This is a genomic window from Frigidibacter sp. (assembly GCF_030695035.1).
GTDB lineage: Bacteria > Pseudomonadota > Alphaproteobacteria > Rhodobacterales > Rhodobacteraceae > Frigidibacter.
Window position 1 is genome coordinate 1 of record NZ_JAUYTT010000017.1, and the last position, 18,664, is coordinate 18,664.

At 67.7% G+C, this 18,664-nt stretch carries 16 protein-coding genes and 1 pseudogene; 4 read left to right on the plus strand and 13 right to left on the minus strand.

The features are described from left to right. The 7 genes and pseudogenes from purU to Q8S30_RS16450 form a co-directional block, all read right to left on the minus strand. Positions 1 to 447 (minus strand): annotated as a pseudogene (gene purU, locus Q8S30_RS16420) (formyltetrahydrofolate deformylase); the annotation flags it as partial. A 76-nt stretch (positions 448 to 523) separates the two neighbouring features. Then, positions 524 to 1,828 (minus strand): type III glutamate--ammonia ligase, encoded by a 1,305-nt coding sequence (glnT, locus tag Q8S30_RS16425; RefSeq protein ID WP_305667107.1) that lies wholly within the window; start codon positions 1,826 to 1,828, stop codon positions 524 to 526. A 71-nt stretch (positions 1,829 to 1,899) separates the two neighbouring features. After that, on the minus strand, positions 1,900 to 3,228 hold the full coding sequence (locus Q8S30_RS16430; RefSeq protein ID WP_305667108.1) for an FMN-binding glutamate synthase family protein: 1,329 nt from the start codon (positions 3,226 to 3,228) through the stop codon (positions 1,900 to 1,902). 15 nt (positions 3,229 to 3,243) lie between these two features. Beyond that, positions 3,244 to 3,933, minus strand: coding sequence for a GXGXG domain-containing protein (locus Q8S30_RS16435; RefSeq protein ID WP_305667109.1), 690 nt, complete (start codon positions 3,931 to 3,933; stop codon positions 3,244 to 3,246). Positions 3,934 to 3,935: 2 nt separating this feature from the next. Next, positions 3,936 to 4,829, minus strand: coding sequence for a glutamine amidotransferase family protein (locus tag Q8S30_RS16440; protein ID WP_305667110.1), 894 nt, complete (start codon positions 4,827 to 4,829; stop codon positions 3,936 to 3,938). Positions 4,830 to 4,921: 92 nt separating this feature from the next. Further along, on the minus strand, positions 4,922 to 5,575 hold the full coding sequence (locus Q8S30_RS16445; protein WP_305667111.1) for an XRE family transcriptional regulator: 654 nt from the start codon (positions 5,573 to 5,575) through the stop codon (positions 4,922 to 4,924). Positions 5,576 to 5,886: 311 nt separating this feature from the next. Next, positions 5,887 to 6,888, minus strand: coding sequence for a GlxA family transcriptional regulator (locus Q8S30_RS16450; RefSeq protein WP_305667112.1), 1,002 nt, complete (start codon positions 6,886 to 6,888; stop codon positions 5,887 to 5,889). 91 nt (positions 6,889 to 6,979) lie between these two features. Between Q8S30_RS16450 and Q8S30_RS16455 the strand changes: the two genes are divergently transcribed. The 4 genes from Q8S30_RS16455 to Q8S30_RS16470 all read left to right on the plus strand — a co-directional run bounded on the left by Q8S30_RS16455 (position 6,980) and on the right by Q8S30_RS16470 (position 12,010). Continuing rightward, positions 6,980 to 8,227 carry a sarcosine oxidase subunit beta family protein gene (locus tag Q8S30_RS16455; protein ID WP_305667113.1) on the plus strand — a complete coding sequence of 416 codons (1,248 nt, stop codon included), beginning with the start codon at positions 6,980 to 6,982 and terminating at the stop codon, positions 8,225 to 8,227. A gap of 81 nt (positions 8,228 to 8,308) precedes the next feature. Then, positions 8,309 to 8,572: a sarcosine oxidase subunit delta gene (locus Q8S30_RS16460; protein WP_305667114.1), complete on the plus strand. Its 264-nt coding sequence runs from the start codon at positions 8,309 to 8,311 to the stop codon at positions 8,570 to 8,572. Then, a complete protein-coding gene (locus tag Q8S30_RS16465; protein ID WP_305667115.1) occupies positions 8,569 to 11,481 on the plus strand; it encodes a sarcosine oxidase subunit alpha family protein in 2,913 nt (970 codons plus the stop codon). The genes Q8S30_RS16460 and Q8S30_RS16465 overlap by 4 nt, the downstream gene beginning before the upstream one ends. Beyond that, complete coding sequence (locus tag Q8S30_RS16470; protein ID WP_305667116.1) at positions 11,474 to 12,010, plus strand: sarcosine oxidase subunit gamma family protein; 537 nt, start codon at positions 11,474 to 11,476, stop codon at positions 12,008 to 12,010. Before Q8S30_RS16465 ends, Q8S30_RS16470 begins: the two co-directional genes overlap by 8 nt. On the opposite strand, the gene Q8S30_RS16475 is transcribed toward Q8S30_RS16470, so the two are convergent. The 6 genes from Q8S30_RS16475 to Q8S30_RS16500 form a co-directional block, all read right to left on the minus strand. Beyond that, the gene (locus Q8S30_RS16475; protein ID WP_305667117.1) at positions 12,007 to 14,379 is read right to left on the minus strand and encodes a DUF1989 domain-containing protein; all 2,373 of its coding nucleotides are present in this window, start codon (positions 14,377 to 14,379) and stop codon (positions 12,007 to 12,009) included. The two genes, Q8S30_RS16470 and Q8S30_RS16475, sit on opposite strands and share 4 nt — an antisense overlap. Before the next feature lie 203 nt (positions 14,380 to 14,582). Next, entirely contained in the window at positions 14,583 to 14,750 is a 168-nt protein-coding gene (locus tag Q8S30_RS16480; RefSeq protein WP_305667118.1) for a hypothetical protein, read from the minus strand. A gap of 27 nt (positions 14,751 to 14,777) precedes the next feature. Then, a complete protein-coding gene (locus Q8S30_RS16485) occupies positions 14,778 to 16,115 on the minus strand; it encodes an ammonium transporter (protein WP_305667119.1) in 1,338 nt (445 codons plus the stop codon). 244 nt (positions 16,116 to 16,359) lie between these two features. Continuing rightward, a complete protein-coding gene (locus tag Q8S30_RS16490; RefSeq protein ID WP_305667120.1) occupies positions 16,360 to 17,313 on the minus strand; it encodes a LysR family transcriptional regulator in 954 nt (317 codons plus the stop codon). Positions 17,314 to 17,350: 37 nt separating this feature from the next. Next, positions 17,351 to 18,022 (minus strand): DUF1028 domain-containing protein, encoded by a 672-nt coding sequence (locus tag Q8S30_RS16495; RefSeq protein WP_305667121.1) that lies wholly within the window; start codon positions 18,020 to 18,022, stop codon positions 17,351 to 17,353. Positions 18,023 to 18,235: 213 nt separating this feature from the next. After that, positions 18,236 to 18,649 carry a RidA family protein gene (locus Q8S30_RS16500; protein WP_305667122.1) on the minus strand — a complete coding sequence of 138 codons (414 nt, stop codon included), beginning with the start codon at positions 18,647 to 18,649 and terminating at the stop codon, positions 18,236 to 18,238. Positions 18,650 to 18,664 lie beyond the last annotated feature (15 nt).

Genomic DNA, 18,664 nt, shown 5'->3' on the forward strand with positions numbered 1-18,664 from the left:
GGCCTCGGGCTTGTTCTCCTTCGTCACCTTGATCAGGTGGAAGGGGATGTCGTGGTTCACGACCACCTTCTGATAGGTCAGATGGTTCGACACCACGCCCACGATCTCGATCGGCAGCGCGCCGATGCGCCAGCGGTAGAGGAGGTCATTCAGGCAATGGCCGAAGTTGGAGACCATCAGCAGCACCTTCACCCGGTGGGCGGCGTCGTGGATCGCCCAGTCCATCCCGAAGGGCTCGGCGATGGCGGCGAAGGCGTCCGTCAAAGAGACAAGCGACGCCCCCGTTTCCGGCGCGAAGGTCACGCGCATGAAGAACTGCCCGGTGCCCATGTCGTCGAACTGGGCGGAATCGGTGATGTTGCAGCCCTGATCGGCGAGGAAGCCCGAGATCGCCGCGACGATCCCGCGGGTGGAGAGGCAAGTGACGGTCAGAACGTAATGCGGCACGCGCATCCTCCATGAACATGGGAAACGGGGCGGCGGCCCCAAGGCCACCGCGAGAGCCGGGCTGATCCGGCGCGGCCTAGATATCCAGCGTGGTGTCGTGTTCCCAAGGCGTGAACTGCGCCGTGTAGGTGTTCCACTCGGCGTGCTTCAGCTTCAGGTAGGCCGCCGAGAACTCCGTCCCCAAGGCCGCCTGCAGCTCCGGATCCTCCTCATAGGCGCGCAGCGCGTCCAAGAGGTTCAGCGGCAGCTTCGGCGCATCGGTGACGGTATGCCCCTCGCGGTACATGTCGATGTCATGGTGCCGCCCCGGATCGGCCTTGCTGCGCATCCCGCCAAGCCCCGCCGCCAGGATGATCGCCTGCAGCAGATACGGGTTCACCGCGCCATCGGGCAGGCGCAACTCGAACCGCCCCGGCCCCGGCACGCGCACCATATGGGTGCGGTTGTTGCCGGTCCAGGTCACCGTGTTCGGCGCCCAGGTCGCCCCCGAAACCGTCCGCGGCGCGTTGATGCGCTTGTAGCTGTTCACCGTCGGGTTGGTGATCGCCGCCAGTGCCGAGGCGTGCTTCATGATCCCGCCGAGAAACGTCCGCCCCTCGGCCGAGAGCCCAAACGGCATCTCCTTGTCGGCAAAGGCATTGCGCCCGTCCGTGTCCCAGACAGAGATATGGGCGTGGCAGCCATTCCCGGTCAGCCCCTTGAACGGCTTGGGCATGAAGGTCGCCCGCAGCCCGTGCTTTTCGGCCACCGACTTCACCATGAACTTGAAGAAGCTGTGCCGGTCCGCCGTCACCAGCACATCATCGTATTCCCAGTTCATCTCGAACTGGCCATTCGCGTCCTCATGGTCGTTCTGGTACGGCTTCCAGCCCAGATCGAGCATGTAGCCGCAGATTTCCGCGATCACGTCATAGCGGCGCATCAGCGATTGCTGGTCGTAGCAGGGCTTTTCCGCGGTATCCATGCCGTCGGAAATCTCCTTCCCGTCCGGCGAGATGAGGAAGAACTCGGGCTCGATCCCGGTCTTGACGCTCAGCCCCATCTCGGCCGCCTCGGCCACCAGCCGTTTGAGCACATTGCGCGGTGCCTGCGCGACCGGCGCCCCCTCCATATAGAGGTCGGCGGCGACCCAGGCGACCTCGGGCTTCCAGGGCAGCTGCGTGGCCGAGGCGGGATCGGGCATCGCGAACAGGTCGGGATGCGCGGGGGTCAGGTCCAGCCAGGTCGCAAACCCGGCAAAGCCCGCGCCATCGGCCTGCATGTCGGCAATCGCCGGCGTCGGCACCAGTTTCGCCCGCTGCCCACCGAAGAGGTCGGTGTAAGAGATCATGAAATACTTGACGCCGCGTTCCGCGGCCCATGTGGCCAGATCGGTTGTCATCGCTGTTCCCTGTCGTTTTTTTGTTTGTCAAAGAAGAACGGCCGCGCCGGTTGGGGGCGCGGCCGTTGCCGTCAGAAGCCAGTCTTGCCGGGGATCCAGCTGGTCCCTGCCAGCGGCACCCCGGCCATGGCCGAGGCTTCGATGGTCAGCGCCACCAGATCCTCGGGCTCGAGGTTGTGGACATGGCTCTTGCCGCAGGCCCGCGCGATGGTCTGCGCCTCCAGCGTCATCACCTTGAGGTAATTGGCCAGCCGCCGCCCGGCCAGAACCGGGTCCAGCCGGCTTGCCAGCTCGGGGTCCTGCGTGGTGATGCCGGCGGGGTCGCGCCCCTCGTGCCAGTCGTCATAAGATCCGGCGGTGGTGCCCAGCGCCTGATACTCCGCCTCCCATTTCGGATCGTTGTCGCCCAGCGCCACCAGCGCCGCGGTGCCGATCGACACGGCGTCCGCGCCCAGCGCCAGCGCCTTGGCGACATCGGCGCCATTGCGGATACCGCCCGACACCACAAGCTGCACCTTCCGGTGCATCCCCAGGTCCTGCAGCGCCTGCACGGCGGGGCGGATGCAGGCCAGCGTCGGCATCCCCACATGTTCGATGAACACTTCTTGCGTGGCGGCGGTGCCGCCCTGCATCCCGTCCAGCACCACCACATCAGCCCCGGCCTTCACCGCCAGCGCCGTGTCGTAATAGGGCCGCGCGCCGCCGACCTTGATGTAGATCGGCTTCTCCCACCCGGTGATCTCGCGCAGCTCCAGGATCTTGATCTCAAGATCATCGGGACCGGTCCAGTCCGGGTGCCGGCAGGCCGACCGCTGGTCGATGCCCTTGGGCAGGGTGCGCATCTCTGCCACGCGGTCGGAAATCTTCTGCCCCAGCAGCATCCCGCCACCGCCCGGCTTGGCACCCTGCCCGATCACGATCTCGATGGCATCGGCCCGGCGCAGGTCGCGCGGGTTCATCCCGTAACGGCTGGGAAGATACTGATAGACCAGCGTTTCCGAATGGCCGCGCTCCTCCTCCGTCATCCCGCCATCGCCGGTGGTGGTCGAGGTGCCGGCCAGCGTCGCCCCGCGCCCCAGCGCCTCTTTCGCCGGGCCAGAGAGGGAGCCAAAGGACATCCCCGCAATGGTGATCGGGATCTTCAGCGTGATCGGCTTCTTGGCAAAGCGCGTGCCCAGCACCACCTCGGTGCTGCACTTCTCGCGGTAGCCCTCCAGCGGATAGCGGCTCATCGAGGCGCCAAGGAACAGAAGGTCGTCGAAATGCGGCACCTTGCGCTTGGTGCCGCCGCCGCGGATGTCATAGATCCCCGTGGCCGCCGCGCGGCGGATCTCCGACATCGTGTAATCATCGAAGGTCGCCGATTTGCGCGGGGTCGTCGGATGGTTGTTCTGGCTCATCTGGTGGCTCCCCGCTCAATACGCGTCGGCATTGTCGATGTTGAAATTGTAGAGCGTGCGGGCAGAGCCATAGCGGGTGAACTCCTCGGGGCGCGCGTCGGTGATCCCGGCTTCGGCCAGCAGCCCCTCCAGCAGCTCCAGATGCTCCGGCCGCATCTCCTTGGCGATGCAATCGGCGCCGAGGCTCTTCACCGCGCCGCGCACGAACAGCCGCGCCTCGTAGAGCGAATCGCCCAGTGCCTCGCCCGCGTCCCCCAGCACCACAAGGTTGCCCGACTGCGCCATGAAGGCCGACATATGGCCGATATTGCCGCGCACCACGATGTTGATGCCCTTCATCGAGATGCCGCAGCGAGAGGCCGCATTGCCCTCGATCACCAGAAGCCCGCCGCGCCCGGTGGCGCCCGCATATTGGCTGGCATCGCCCTTGATGACGACGGTCCCGCTCATCATGTTCTCGGCGACCCCGGGCCCGGCAGAGCCATGGACGGTGATGCTGGCCTGCTCGTTCATGCCGCCGCAGTAATAGCCGACCGATCCCTTCACCTCGACCGTCACCGGGGCAGACACGCCCACCGCAACGGCATGGGCACCCTTGGGGTTGATCACCTCGAACTCGGTATCGTTATGGCCGGGGGCGGCGGCATCGTGCAGCGCCTGATTGAGCTCGCGCAGCGGGGTTGTGGCAAGGTCGATGACCGGCATTCTCAATGCTCCCAGAAATAGACGGTTGCAGGCTCGGGCTCCCAGACGCGGGCGGTCTCGATCCCGGGCAGGTTGGCCAGCGCGCGGTATTCGCTGCCGAAGGCGACATATTGGTCGGTCTCGGCCATCACCGCGGGCTTGCAGGCAATGGGATCGCGCAGCACGCCAAAGCCGGATTTGGTGCCGACAACGAAGGTGAAGAAGCCGTCGAGATCATCGAGCGCGCCGTCCAGCGCCTCGCCCAGATTCTTGCCCTCGGCCATCTCGGCGGTCAGGTAGGCGGCGGCGACCTCGGTGTCATTCTCGGTCTCGAAAGTCATGCCCTTCTGCCGCAGCACCCGGCGGAGGCCGTTATGGTTGGACAGCGAGCCATTGTGCACAAGGCACTGGTCCGCCCCGGTGGAAAACGGATGCGCGCCCATCGTGGTGACGGCGCTTTCGGTGGCCATGCGGGTATGGCCGATGCCGTGGCTGCCGGTCATCTTGGCAATCTCGAACCGGGCGATCACGTCCTTGGGCAGGCCGACCTCCTTGAAGATCTCCACCGCCTCGCCGACGCCCATCACCCGGATGCCGGACATGCCCGCCAGCGCCGCGCGCACAGCAGGCACCTTGCCGGCATCGAGCGTGATCACCGCATGGGTGCTCTTCACCGCCACCGCCGCGCTGCCGCCCGAAGCCTCGGCCAGCGCCGCTTCCAGCCCCGGGAACACCGCCTCCGGCTCGGGTGATTGCACGGTGATCTTGGCCTTGCCCTCGGCCGGGGTGCCGTAGATCGCGATCCCCGCGCTGTCCGGCCCGCGGTCGGTCATGGTGACCAGCATCCCGGACAGAAGCGCGCCCAGCTGCGGCTCCAGATCCCTGTCCTTCAGAAACAGCCCGACAATCCCGCACATGGCATGACCCTCCTTCGCGTGGTGAGTCCAGCCGTAGCATGCCGCAACCGCAGCATCAATCCTGAAGAATAAATATTTCTCTTAAGGCAACCTCAGCGCCGCTCCGTCGCCTGCGGATAGCTGATGATCGACAGGTAGCGCGCCGGCAGGCTCACCAGCTCTTCGGGCCCATGCGGGGCATCGGCGTCGAAGAACAGGCTGTCCCCCGGCTGCATGTGAAACAGCTTGTCGCCATGCCGGTAAACCACCTCACCCTCGAGCATGTAGAGGAACTCCATCCCCTCATGCTGGAAGGTCGGGAACACATCGGCATCGTCCGAGAGGGTAATCAAATACGGCTCCACCACCACGCCTGACGAGTTGTTGTCGATATGCCCCAGCAGGTTGTACTGGTGCCCGGCGCGCGTGCCGCGCCGCTCCAGCTCCACCCCTTCCCCCGCCTTCACGAACATCGCGTTGCGCGGCTCCTCGAAGCCGCGGAAGAAGGCGGTCATCGGCACGCCCAGCCCCTTCGACAGCGCCTGCAGGGTGCTGAGGGAGGGCGAGATATTGCCGTTCTCGATCTTCGACAGCATCCCCAGCGACAGGCCGGTGGCGCTGGCAAGGTCGGTCACGGTGATGCCCAGCTTCTTGCGGAAGGTCCGCACCTCATGCCCGATCGCCAGCTCCAGCCGGTTCTCGCGCGGCTCGCGCAGCGCATGGGGGTCCTGGTTCAGCGGCGCGGCGCGCTTGGGGTCCATGTCCATGCTGGCATCCTCTGCGATGCGCCGGTGTGGCGCCATCCCCCATGAGTAAAGGAAACGCCCCTCTAAGGAAAGATACGCGCGCGCGAACTCTATTACCCCCTCCAACTCCCATCAAATTGGCGAAGGCCATCGCCTTCGCCACGCGCTGCCCTCGCCTCTTGCACCGGACGGGCCCCCAGAGGGCCCGGCCAGCGCCCGCCAGGTCGGGCGCTGCCCTCACACGGTCTCTAGCGGCCAGCGGCTCCGGTCGACATGCCCCGCACGGGCGGGGTCGAGGCAGTGCCTCGCCCTTTCCCGCCCGAGCCACCGGCTCACACCCCCCGCACCTCCGCCCGCATCTCCCCCAGCCCGCGCACCTCCGCCCGCATCGCCCCCGGCGTCCGCCCGAACCGCCCCCGCCACGCCCTTGAAAAATGGCTCGCGCTCGAAAACCCCGTCGCAAAGGCAATCTCGGCCAGCGACATCGGGCTCTGCACCAGCAACCGCTGCGCATGGTCCAGCCGCATCCGCAGATACTGCGCCCGAAAGCTCACCCCCAGTTGCGCGGCGAACAGCCGGTCCAGATGCCGCGGGCTCACCCCCGCCAGCCGCGCCAGCGCCTCGCGCCCCAAGGGCTGCTCGGTCGCCGCTTCCATCTGCCCCAGCACCGCCAGCAGCCCCGGATGATGCGTGCCATACCGCTGTGCCAACGCGCCCCGCTGCGGCCCCGCCCCGCCCGCCACCTCGGCATGCAGGAACCAGTCGCTCACCCGCCGCGCAAACCCCGCGCCCATCCGCTCGGCGATCAGCGCATGCATCATGTCCAAGGGCGCCACCCCGCCGCCACAGGTGATCCGCGGCCCGTCCAACACAAAGCGCGCCTGCTCGGGCCGCAGATGCGGCATCGCCTCGACCAGCGCCGGCGCGTGCTCCCAATGGATCGTGAACGCCTGCCGCTCCAGCAGCCCCGCCGCCGCCAGCAACCAGGCCCCGCCCGAGATGCCCCCCAGCCGCACCCCGGCCCGGCCCAGCATCCGCAGACAGGCCGCCACCTCGGGCCAGTCCCACTCCGCCGGCCCACCCCCGGCGCAAACGAACACCGTATGCAGCCCCGCCGCCCGCTCCGGCAAAGCCTCCGCCGGGATCTCGGCCCCCGACGAGGCCACCCCCCGCCCCCCCGGCGCAAAGGCCCGCACCCGGTAGATCTCGCGCCCCGCCAACTGGTTCGCCGCGCGCAAGGGCTCGGTGGCCGAGGCATAGGACATCAGCGCAAAGCCCGGGATCAGCACGAAGCCGATCTCCTGCACCCCGCTCTGGTCCCGATCCTTGCTCATGTCCCATGGATGACACAACAAGTCCCATTTCTGCAATCCCGCGCCGCAGCTGCAGCGCAAACAGGACGCATCCGCAGCGAAGGACCGCCCTATGCGCTATTCCGCCCTGTCCGTGCTTCTGAACGGCCTCACCGGCAAGGCACCCGCCCCCGCCTGGCGCAGCCCCGCGCCCAAAGCCGAGTATGACGTGGTCATCGTCGGGGGGGGCGGTCACGGCCTCGCCACCGCCTATTACCTCGCCAAGGAGTTCGGCATCACCAATGTCGCGGTGCTGGAAAAGGGCTATGTCGGCTCGGGCAATATCGGCCGCAACACCACCATCATCCGATCCAACTACCTGCTGCCCGGCAACAACCCGTTCTACGAGCTGTCGATGAAGCTGTGGGAGGGGCTGGAGCAGGATTTCAACTTCAACGCCATGGTCAGCCAGCGCGGCGTCGTCAACCTCATCCATTCCGACGCGCAGCGCGATGCCTATCGCCGCCGCGGCAACGCCATGCGCCTGCACGGCGTCGATGCCGAGATTCTGGACCGCGAGGCGGTGCGCAAGATCCTGCCCTTCCTCGATTTCGACAATGCCCGCTTCCCGATCAAGGGCGCAATCCGCCAACGCCGCGGCGGCACCGTGCGCCATGATGCCGTCGCCTGGGGCTATGCCCGCGGCGCGAGCGCGCGCGGCGTGGACATCATCCCGCATTGCGAGGTCACCGCGATCCGGCAGCACAACGGCAGCGTGACCGAGGTCGAAACCTCCCGCGGCACCATCCGCTGCAAGCGTCTGGCGCTGGCCACCGCCGGCCATTCCGGCATCACCGCCGCCATGGTCGGCATCACCCTGCCGATCGAGACCCATGCGCTGCAGGCCTATGTGTCGGAGGGGCTCAAGCCCTTCATCGACACCGTCGTCACCTTCGGCGCGGGGCATTTCTACCTCTCGCAATCCGACAAGGGCGGCCTCGTCTTCGGCGGCGATATCGAGGGCTACAACAGCTACGCCCAGCGCGGCAACCTCGCCAATATCGAGCATGTGGCCGAGGCGGGGGTGGCGATGATCCCCGCGCTGTCCCGCGTGCGGGTGCTGCGAGCCTGGGCCGGGGTGATGGACATGTCGATGGACGGCTCGCCGATCATCGACAAGACCCACCTGCCCAACCTCTACCTCAATGCCGGCTGGTGCTATGGCGGCTTCAAGGCCACCCCCGCCTCGGGCCTGTGCTTCGCGCATCTGATTGCCAAGGATGCCCCGCATGAGGTGGCGCGGGCCTTCCGGCTGGACCGCTTCGCGCGGGGCTATCTGATTGATGAGAAGGGTCAAGGGGCCCAACCCAACCTGCACTGACCAAGCCCCTGCCCCTAAAAGTCATATGTATGGTTTCTGTATAGGTTCCATACGGTTTCTGTATCCCGATCCGAGGACGAAATGGCCAGCCTGATCCCCTGCCCGCATTGCGGCCCGCGCCCCAAGGAAGAGTTCACAGTCCGCGGCGCCGCCCTGCCCCGTCCGGCGCCCAATGCGCCCGTGGCGGAGTGGCAAGCCCATGTTTATCTTCGGGAAAATCCGCGCGGAGACTATGCCGAGCACTGGCACCACTCCGGCGGCTGCCGCCGCTGGCTGGTGGTGAACCGCAACACCGCCACCCATGCCGTGCATTCGGTGACCGACGCGGCCGGAGAACGCCCATGACCAGCCACCGCCTCCCCACCGGCGGCCGCCTCGACCGCTCGCGCCGCGTCGAATTTTCTTTTGATGGCAAGCAGTTGGCCGGCCACCCCGGCGACACGCTCGCCTCGGCCCTGCTCGCAAACGGCCAGCGCCTCATGGCCCGCAGCTTCAAATACCACCGCCCCCGCGGGGTTGTGACGGCAGGTTCCGCCGAACCCAACGCCCTGATGACCATCGGCCGCGAAGGCCGCACCGAACCCAACACCCGCGCGACGATGGTGGAGCTTTATCAAGGGCTTGAGGCACACAGCCAGAACCGCTGGCCCAGCCTCGACCACGATATCGGCGCACTGAACGGCCTCCTCTCCCGCTTCCTCGGTGCCGGTTTCTACTACAAGACCTTCATGTGGCCCGCCTCCTTCTGGGAGAAAGTCTACGAGCCGATCATCCGCCGCGCCGCCGGCCTCGGCCGCGCCACCACCCTGCAAGACCCTGATAGATATGAGAAAACCTGGGCGCATTGCGACCTTCTGGTCATCGGCGCCGGCGCCGCAGGCCTCGCCGCCGCGCTGACCGCCGCCCGCGCGGGGGCCTCGGTGGTGCTGGCCGATGAGGGGATGGAGCTTGGCGGCGGGCTGCTGTCCGATCCCGCGGCGTGGCCGCAACTCACGGAAATCCTTGCAGAACTTGCCACGCTCAACGTGCGCCTGCTGCCGCGCACCACCGTCTTCGGCTGGTATGACGGCAACGTCTTCGGCGCGGTGGAGCGGGTGCAGAAGCACCTCGCCGCCCCCTCCCCCGACGCCCCCGTCGAACGCCTCTGGCGCATCGCCGCGCGGCAGGCGGTGCTGGCGACCGGCGCCGAGGAACGCCCGCAGGTCTTCGCCGGCAACGATATCCCGGGCATCATGACCGCCTCCGCCACCGCCAGCTACCTGCACCGCCAGGCCGTCGCCCCCGGCCAGCGCACCACGATCCTGACCCAGGGCCCCGCTGGCTTCGCGCTCGCCGCGCAGATGGAGGCACTTGGGCTAGAGGTTGCGGCGCTGGTCAGCCTCGGCGATGGCCCAAGCTGGCAAGGAAAAGCCCCGCTGATCCGCGGCATTCCGGGCAAGGCCATCGGCGGCAAGTCCTTGAAAGCCCTGCAGATCGAGGGCGGCGCGCGGATCGAGGCCGATGCCATCGCCATGTCCGGCGGCTTCAGCCCGGTGATCCACCTCGCCTGCCACCGCGGCACCCGGCCGGTCTGGTCCGATGCGCGGCAAGCCTTCCTTGCGCCCGTCGAACAGGAGGGCCTGCTCATCGCCGGTGCCGCCGCGGGCCTGTCGGGCCACGCCGCCTGCCTCGGTGACGGTGCCGCCCGCGCCACGGCGGCCCTTGCCCGGATCGGCCTACGCGCGACCCCAGCCTTCGGCCCCGCGCCGGAAGACACGATCGCGCAGCCCCCGCTTGGCGCGCTCGGCAAGACCAAGGGCAAGAAGTTCGTGGATTATCAGAACGATGTCCACGCCAGGGACCTGATCCTCGCCGCTGCCGAGGGCTATGCCGATGCCGAGCTTGCCAAGCGCTACACCACCAGCGGCATGGCGACCGATCAGGGCAAGCTCGGCAACATCAACGCCGCCGCCATCCTCGCCAAGGCCCGCGGCACCACCATTGCCGAGGTCGGCCTGACCACGTTCCGCCCCTTCTACACCCCCGTCAGCTTCGGCGCCCTCGCCGGCACCTCACGCGGGCATGACTTCCAGCCCGTCCGCCGCTCGCCCCTGCATGGCTGGGCCGAGAGCCTTGGGGCAGAGTTCGTGGAAACCGGGCTCTGGTATCGCTCCGCCTGGTTCCCGCGGGCAGGCGAGACCGGCTGGCGGCAATCGGTGGACCGCGAGGTGCTGACCGTCCGCCGCGCCGCCGGGCTCTGCGATGTCTCCACCTTGGGCAAGATCGAGATCTTCGGGGCCGATGCCGCGGAGTTCCTTAATCGCATATATTCCAATGGCTTCGCCAAGCTGCCGGTGGGCCGCGCCCGCTATGGGCTGATGCTGCGCGAGGACGGGTTCATCTATGACGATGGCACCACCAGCCGTCTGGGAGAGGACCATTTCTACATGACCACCACCACCGCGCTGGCTGCGGGGGTGATGACGCATCTGGAATTCTGCGCGCAGGCGCTTTGGCCGGATCTAGATGTGCGGCTGGCCTCGGCCACCGACCAATGGGCGCAGATGGCCGTGGCGGGGCCGATGGCGCGGCAGATCCTGCAGCGGATCGTGGATACCGACCTGTCGAACGAAGCCTTCCCCTTCATGGCCGCGCGCGAGGTGCCGCTGAAGTGCGGAATCACCGGGCGGCTGTTCCGCATCTCGTTCTCGGGCGAGCTGGCCTATGAGCTGGCGGTGCCGGCCGGGTATGGCGAGGCGGTGGCCGCGGCGATCATGACGGCCGGCGCGCCCGAAGGCATCTGCGCCTACGGCTCCGAGGCGCTGGCGGTGCTGCGGATCGAGAAGGGTCATGTGACCCATGCCGAGATCAACGGCACGGTGGTGCCCGCCGATCTGGGGATGGGCAAGATGGTCTCCACCGTGAAGCCCGACTTCATCGGCAAGCATCTGCTGGACCGCGAGGGGCTGACCGATCCCGCCCGCCCCCAACTCGTAGGCGTAGTGCCACTGGACCCTGCAATGCCGCTGCGCACCGGCTCGCATGTGCTGGCGAAGGGGGCGGAGGCAACGCTGGAAAACGATCAGGGCTACCTCACCTCGTCCGCCCATTCGCCGCATCTGGGCCATTCCATCGCCCTCGCGCTGGTCGCGGGCGGCAGCCAGCGGCATGGCGAGGAGGTGGTGGTCTGGGACGGGCTGAACGACGCCGCCATCCCCGCGCGCCTGACCTCTCCGGTCTTCATCGACCCAAAGAACGAGAAGCTTCATGCCTGACACCGTGCTGATCGCCCGCCCCGCCCTTGCCTCTGCTGCCACCGGCCATTTCGGCGCGCCGGGCACGGGGGTGACCCTCGCCGCCCTGCCGGAGGACCGGCTGTGGCAGGCCCTCGCCCGCCCCGGCACCGATCCGGCGCCGATGCTGGCCTATGGCGCTGGCCGCTGCCCGCTGCGCAGCATCGGCCCCGGACAGTGGCTGATCGTGGGTGTGGGCACCGGCACGCTGGCCGAGGCTCAGGCGGCGCTAGCCCCGACCTTCGCGCTGTCGGACCAGACGCACGGCCGGATGCGGGTGTCGCTGTCCGGTCCCCGTGCGGCGGACCTGCTGGCCAAGGGCACGGCGGTGAACCTTGCGCTGCTGCCGGAGGGCGGCGCGGCGCAGACGCTGTTCGGGCATATCGGCATCACCCTTGCGCGCACCGGTCCCGAGGCGTTCGAGCTGGCGGTGCTGCGTGGTTTCGCGCTGTCGCTGTGGGACGAGCTGATCCTGCTGGGGCGCGAATACGGGATCGAGGCGCGGGCCTAAGCCAGCCCCCGCGGCCGCAGCTTGCCGGGGTCGTAATGCGACAGCGTCACCACCTCGGCCGGGATGCGCTTCATCTGGCCATCCAGCTTGCCGACCTCCAGCGCCGTGCCCGGCGCGGCGTGCAAAGGCTCGATCCGCGCCAGCGCGATCTGCTTGCCAAGCACGGGCGAGAAGGTGGCCGAGGTCACCACCCCCACCTGCGCCCGGCGGAGGAACACGCCGTCGCCATGCGCCACCGCATCGCGCCCGCCGATGTCGAGCCCCGCCAGCAGATGCCGCGGATGCGCCTTGCGCTCCACCAGCACCTCACGCCCGACAAAGGCGTCAGGCTTGCCCTTCAGCGGCACGGTGAAACCTATACCAGCCTCGAACGGGTCGGTCTGGTCGGTGAATTCGTGATGGGCGAAGATCAGCCCCGCCTCGATCCGCACCATATCGAGCGCAGCGAGGCCCATCGGGATCAGGCCATGCGGCGCCCCCGCCTCCATCACCGCCGCCAGCACCGCACCGGCATCGCGCGGATGGCAGAAAACCTCATACCCCAGCTCGCCGGTATAGCCGGTGCGCGACACCACCAGCGGAATCCCCTCGAACCCGCCGATGCGGCCGACGGTGAAGCGGAACCAGTCGAGATCGGCCACCGGGGTGCGGGTCGGCCCGGTCCAGACCAGATCCTTCAGCACCTCGCGGGCGGCAGGCCCCTGCACGGCGATGTTGTGCAACTGGTCGGTGGAGGAGCGGACCCAGGCGCGATAGCCCATCTTCTGCGCCTGCTCGCGCAGCCAGATCCCGCTGGCATCGTCGCCGCCGATCCAGCGGAAGGCCATGTCGCCCATGCGGAACAGGGTGCCATCATCGACCATGCCGCCATGGTCATAGCACATGGCGGAATAGACCACCTGCCCCACCGCCAGCTTGCGCACATCGCGGGTCAGGCACCATTGCAGCAACGCCTCGGCATCGGGGCCCGTCACCTCGAACTTGCGCAGGGGGGAGAGGTCCATGACCACCGCCTTTTCGCGGCAGGCCCAGTATTCGGCCAGCTTGCCCGCCCGCGTCTCATTCGGCAGCCAGTAGCCGCGATATTCGACATGCTCCTTCACATGCGGGGCAAGGCCCGCGTGAAAGCCGGTTTCTTTGGTCAGCTCGGGCACTGCATCGGGGGTCATTCTGGTGGCTACCGCTCTGCTGAAGCTCTCACGCCCCGAAAAGGTGCGGATGTGGATGTCGGTCAGATCCCAGCCATTCGCCGGGTCGATGTCGTCGGGGCAGGAGGAGGAGACGCAGACAAGATCGGTCAGCGCCCGCATCAGCACATAGTCGCCGGGGCGCGACCAGGGCTCGTCGAAATAGAGCTGGTTCAGGTGATCGACGCCGGTGTTGTAGAAGAAGTTCAGCGCCTCCCACCCCTTGCGGGGGGCCACGCCGAACGGGTCCAGCACCCGGTTGAAATTGTCGGTGCAATTGGCATGGCCGGGGTAGCCGGCATCGTCGTAATAGCGCGAATTGCAGGCGGTGGCGAAGGCGTCGTGGCGGCCGACCGTGTCACGCACCACCTCGACCAGCGGCTGGAAGTCGCGGTCGAAGGCCTTGGCGGGCAGGCCGGGGGTCGGGTAGCTGCGGCCGAGCAGCGTGCGGGTGATGGTCGCGTCCAGCGCATGTTCGATGCCGCGGTCGAGCTTGCGGGCGTCGAAGGCCTGAAAGTCGGTGCATTGGCGGCCATCGACGTCGATCACCTGGATCCAGTCGCCGGCCTTCACCTCATAGGCGACGGCGGTGGCGGCGCGGATGCGGATATCCGTCAGCGGGTCGGCCAGCGGGTCCGGCAGGCGCTGCGCGTAGCGCAGGCGGGCGGAGCCGCGGCGGATCTGCAAGTGGATGGGGGTCGATGTCTCCTGCGCCTCGGGCAGCATCGCAGCTCCGGGGGCGACAGCGATCAGCGTGCCTTCCAGCGTGGCGGTGAAGCTGGCCTGCGCGCCGGCGGCGCCGCCTTGGCCGAAGAGGCGCAGCGCACGGGCGCGGCCCGGGTCCACCCCCAGCCGCAGGAGAGCCGCCAGCGCACGGCGGGCGCTGTTCTCGAGCCCCGCCTGCCCGGCTGCGAGGATGCCGCGGAGGCCGGGGGCGTCGCAGTCACAGCTGGCGCCAAGGCCAGCGGCTTCGAACCGGCCCGCAGCATCCACGAAGGACAGCTCGCAAGGCTGGCCGCCCTCGGCATCCGTTACCGTGATCTGGTCGCCAGCCGCCACGCGCAGCAGCACCGACCCGCCGCCGGGCACGCGGTAGCGCTCTGTCCCCGGCGGCAGGGCCGGGGTGCCACGGTTGAACACGCGGCTTGGGGCAGGCGCCAGAAGGGAGGGCGATGAGGTCATGGCAAGGCTCTGGTGGGCGTGACCGCGGGGCGGGCCAGCATGAGCCGAGCAGACATCAATCGGCCTGCTAAGTAAAGGGCGAGACGCATTACCAAGAAACTAATTTTCCTATGGATGCGCAGCGCACCCCAACGAAAAGGCCGCGCCCATTGCGGGGCGCGGCCGGTGCGGCTGGTCCGGGGGAAGATCGGACAGGACGCGTCTTAGCCGTGGCGCTTGGCAGCGTGGGTCTCGTGCCAGGCCATCCGGTAGATGGTGAAGGCGCAGACCGCGACGCCGACCACGATCAGCAGGCCGATGACCGCGGGCTTGTCGGCGAAGGTGTAGTATACCTCCGCGCCTTCCCAGCCGTCGATGGGTGCAGTGTTCATGTCATCACTCCAATGCTTGAGAAGGGATCACTCGGCCGGGGAAACCGGCGAGAGTTCGAAGGCAGGCACAGCGGCTTCGGGATAGGCCTTGGCCGGGATCTCGACCCGGTCGAGACCGGCAAGCTCCACGCCCTGACCGACCCGCAGCAGGCCGAACATCTTGAGCAGGTAAGACAGCCCGAAGCCCGGCACGAAGCCCAGAACCACGAAGACCGCGGCGCTCATGATCTGGCCCATCAGGTTGATCTGCGGGCCTTCGATATTGGCGTAACCCGAGGCGAAGATGCCGGCCATGATCAGGCCATAGACGCCTGTAACCCCGTGGACCGCAACCGCGCCCACCGCATCGTCGATCTTCAGCTTCATCACCAGATAGTCGTTGACCTTCGGCGCGATGATGCCGCCAAGGAACGAGATCAGGAAGGCGAGGCCCGGGTAGTAGACGTCCAGCGCGGGGGCAGAGGAGATGACCCCGACCAGCGCGCCCGACATCATCCAGAACGGATCGCGCGTCATCAGGTAAGCGCCGATCATGCCACCCGCCACGCCCATCAGCGTGTTGAAGGCAAAGGCCGACAGCGTCACCGGGGTGTTGTAGATCGTCAGCCAGCCATCGGCGGTGTAGATGATGCAGCCGCCCAGGAAGCCGAAGAAGCCCATGACGATCAGCATCAGCCCGATCAGCGACATCGGCATGTTGTGGCCCGGGATCTCATTCAGGCTGCCATCGGCATTGTAGCGGCCCATGCGCGGCCCGAGGTTGATGAGAACCCCCAGCGTGAAGAAGCCGGCGACGGTATGCACGCAGCCCGCGGCGCCCACGTCATGCAGGCCCCAGGTGGTGGTCAGCCAGCCCGACGGATGCCAGCCCCAGGATGCGCCGAGGATCCACACCACGCTGCCAAGGCAGACGGCCAGGATCGTGAACCCCGACATGCGGATCCGCTCGATCACCGAGCCCGACATGATCGAGGCGGTGGTGGCAGCGAAGAGGGTGAAGGCGGCGTAGAAGATGCCCGAGGCCTGGTCGGTCAGGTTCGGCCCCATATTCGCCGACCAGGGCAGGCCAGCAGAGCTGCCTTCGGCAATGGTCAGACCGGCCGGGAAAGCGAGGTAGATCCACCAGCCGACATAGTAGAAGGTCGGCACGATGAACGCGAAAGCGAGCAGGTTCTTGATGCCCGAGGCCAGCGCGTTCTTGGAGCGCGAGGCCCCCATCTCATAGGCGAGGAAGCCTGCGTGGATCGCAAGCATCAGGGCGGTGCACCACCAGTAGAAGATTTCCGAGTTCATCGTGTTGACGGTGCCGAGGGCCGCTTCCAGCGCGGCGATCTTGGCCTCTATGTCCGGCGTGGTTTCATTCATCTGTCAGCGCTTTCCCTGTTGGAGAGATGGACCCGACTTCGCGGTTATTGTGAGAGGAACTTTCCTCACAGTAATAATGTCTGCCAACAGGGAATTTTGGCGACGCAGCATTTTAGCCCCGCCGCATCTCGGTTTCGGCGCGGGCTTGGACAGTGAGGCCAATTTTCGCGCAGGTTTTGGGCGGTTCACGTTTGGCGACCCAGCGGCGCGCCCCAGCATTCGGGATCCCGAATCTGTCGCCCGGTCAGACGTCGCGGCGGATTCTGTCGAGCGCGAGGTTCAGCCCCGGCGTCGCGCCCGGCGTCACATGCTGGCGGGCATGGTCGACGAAGGTGCGCACCGTCAGCGCCGCCCCGGCCCCGCCCACAAGGATCAGCCCCAGCCGCATCGGCCGCGCCGGCCCGGTCAGCGGCACATAGCGCAGGCGGCGGCCGTCAGGGGCACGGTCGGAGATCGGACGGATATTGGCCAGCGAATAGCCAAAGCCATTGCCGACAAGGCTGCGCATCACCGCAATATCGCGCGTACGCTCGGCAATCACCGGCTGCAGGCCAAGCGCAGTGAAGAAGGACAAGAAGTAATCGCTGCTGAAGGGCAGATCCAGCAGCACCATCGGATGGGGCGCCAGCTCTGCCGCCGAGACCGCCTCCAGATGCGCCAGCGGATGCGTCTCGGCCATCACCGCATAGGGCGGCAGGCGGACCAACTCCACAAACTCCAGATCCGGCGGGATCTGCAGGTCATAACTGAGCGCCACATCCAGCGCGCCGCGGCGCAGCCCGTCATAGATCGCGGCCTGATCCTGCTCGAACTGCCGGAACTCCACCGCCGGAAAGCGCTCGACGAAGCTGCGGCGCAGCTGCGGCAGCACGATCTGGGCGAAGGTGACGAGGCAACCGACCGAGAGCGGGCCGCCGACAGTCCCGGTGATCTCACGCGCAAGGTCGGCCATCCGCGCCGCCTCGGCCAGCACCGCTTGTGCCTGCGCCATGAAGCGCCGCCCGCCCGGGGTCAGCGACAGGCCCTGCGCGTGGCGGCGCACGAAAAGCGGCAGGCCGAACTCCGCCTCCAGCTGCGCGATGGCGGCAGATATCGAGGGGGAGGAGACGTTGATACGCTCGGCCGCCAGCGCGATCGACCCGGCCTCGCCGACCGCGACGAGATATTCCAGCTGGCGAAGGGTGAAGCGCAGGGGCATGGCCCGAGGCTAGGCGCGAGGGCGCATGCAGGCCAGCCTATTCATCGCCCGGCACGCCGTAGGAGGGCGCGGCCGAGGGGTTCTCGGCGCGGGCGACATAGGCGTCCATCTGCGGGCGATAGACCTGCCAGGCCTCGGCCAGCGCCGCGATGGGGCAGGTTTCGGTCCAGTCTACCCGCAGATCCACCAGCGGCCAGGACAGGCGGTCCGCGATCTTCAGCCCCGCCGAATGCACCGGCCCCGCCTCGCCCCCCGCCGCGAGCCCGGCCAGCAGGGCGGCCATCAGCCGGTCGCCGAGGGGGCCGTCTGCGGCAAGGAAGGCATCGACCAGCACCTGCGGCACCAAGGCATCCGCCAGCAGATTGCCGCCCGCCGCGACGCCCGGCCCAGTAGCATGGCCCCAGAGGCCAAGCGCGCGCGGCCCGGAATGCACCGCTGCCCGGCCGGACGGATCGACTGCGAGCAACTGGCGATAGTCGAGGAAGGGGGTGCCCTGCAGCGCCACGAGTGCCTCCGGCGCGCTGTGCCCCGCTGCCATCAGGTCCAGCAGTTTCGGGCCAAGCGCCGGGTCGGTGACGTTCTGGCTGGCGACCGCGCCCACCCCGGCCCGCACATGCGCACAGCGGGCGGCCACGGCGGGGGAGGAGGAGGAGATGGCGATGCCGAACTGGCCGGTACGCTCGCAGCGGGCGACGAGGGAGAAGGTCATACGAGGCTTTCCAGGTCTGGCTCTGTGGGTCTGGCGGCCGGGGGCGCTGCCCCCGGACCCCCGGGATATTTAGGCAAAGAAGAGGGGGAAAGTTCAGAGATTTCAACTGCGGCCGGGTCAGGCCGGCGCTGCGGTACAGGCTGGGAAGCCGATGACCGCCAAAGGAGAGGGCACCCCGTGGCCGGAGAGATCCGCGGCGGGGTGCCGGACCCTTCAATCCGGGATCATCGCGGTCGCGTCGATCTCGACCAGCCAGCCGGGGCGGGCAAGGGCCGTGACGACGACGCCGGTGGAGACCGGATGCACGCCGAGGATGTATTCGCCCATCGTGCGATAGACCGCCTCACGGTGGCGCACATCGGTGAGATAGACCACGACCTTGCACAGATGCTCCATCTGCCCCCCCGCCTCCTCGATCAGCTGGCGGATGTTCTGCATCACCTTGTGGGTCTGCTCCACCGGGTCATGGCTGCCGATATCGGCGGCGCTGTCGAGATCCTGCGGGCATTGGCCGCGCAGGAAGATCATCGTGCCGCGTGCCACCACCGCCTGGCAGAGGTCATTGTCGAGCTTCTGTTCGGGATAGGTCTCGCGGGTGTTGAACTTGCGGATGCGGGTATGGGCCATGATGCTCTCGGGCTG

Bases quoted from the DNA above. Each gene is read 5' to 3' on its own strand.
- glnT (WP_305667107.1), bottom strand. From the start codon at position 1,828: ATGACAACCGATCTGGCCACATGGGCCGCGGAACGCGGCGTCAAGTAT.
- Q8S30_RS16430 (WP_305667108.1), bottom strand. From the start codon at position 3,228: ATGAGCCAGAACAACCATCCGACGACCCCGCGCAAATCGGCGACCTTC.
- Q8S30_RS16435 (WP_305667109.1), bottom strand. From the start codon at position 3,933: ATGCCGGTCATCGACCTTGCCACAACCCCGCTGCGCGAGCTCAATCAG.
- Q8S30_RS16440 (WP_305667110.1), bottom strand. From the start codon at position 4,829: ATGTGCGGGATTGTCGGGCTGTTTCTGAAGGACAGGGATCTGGAGCCG.
- Q8S30_RS16445 (WP_305667111.1), bottom strand. From the start codon at position 5,575: ATGGACATGGACCCCAAGCGCGCCGCGCCGCTGAACCAGGACCCCCAT.
- Q8S30_RS16450 (WP_305667112.1), bottom strand. From the start codon at position 6,888: ATGAGCAAGGATCGGGACCAGAGCGGGGTGCAGGAGATCGGCTTCGTG.
- Q8S30_RS16455 (WP_305667113.1), top strand. From the start codon at position 6,980: ATGCGCTATTCCGCCCTGTCCGTGCTTCTGAACGGCCTCACCGGCAAG.
- Q8S30_RS16460 (WP_305667114.1), top strand. From the start codon at position 8,309: ATGGCCAGCCTGATCCCCTGCCCGCATTGCGGCCCGCGCCCCAAGGAA.
- Q8S30_RS16465 (WP_305667115.1), top strand. From the start codon at position 8,569: ATGACCAGCCACCGCCTCCCCACCGGCGGCCGCCTCGACCGCTCGCGC.
- Q8S30_RS16470 (WP_305667116.1), top strand. From the start codon at position 11,474: ATGCCTGACACCGTGCTGATCGCCCGCCCCGCCCTTGCCTCTGCTGCC.
- Q8S30_RS16475 (WP_305667117.1), bottom strand. From the start codon at position 14,379: ATGACCTCATCGCCCTCCCTTCTGGCGCCTGCCCCAAGCCGCGTGTTC.
- Q8S30_RS16480 (WP_305667118.1), bottom strand. From the start codon at position 14,750: ATGAACACTGCACCCATCGACGGCTGGGAAGGCGCGGAGGTATACTAC.
- Q8S30_RS16485 (WP_305667119.1), bottom strand. From the start codon at position 16,115: ATGAATGAAACCACGCCGGACATAGAGGCCAAGATCGCCGCGCTGGAA.
- Q8S30_RS16490 (WP_305667120.1), bottom strand. From the start codon at position 17,313: ATGCCCCTGCGCTTCACCCTTCGCCAGCTGGAATATCTCGTCGCGGTC.
- Q8S30_RS16495 (WP_305667121.1), bottom strand. From the start codon at position 18,022: ATGACCTTCTCCCTCGTCGCCCGCTGCGAGCGTACCGGCCAGTTCGGC.
- Q8S30_RS16500 (WP_305667122.1), bottom strand. From the start codon at position 18,649: ATGGCCCATACCCGCATCCGCAAGTTCAACACCCGCGAGACCTATCCC.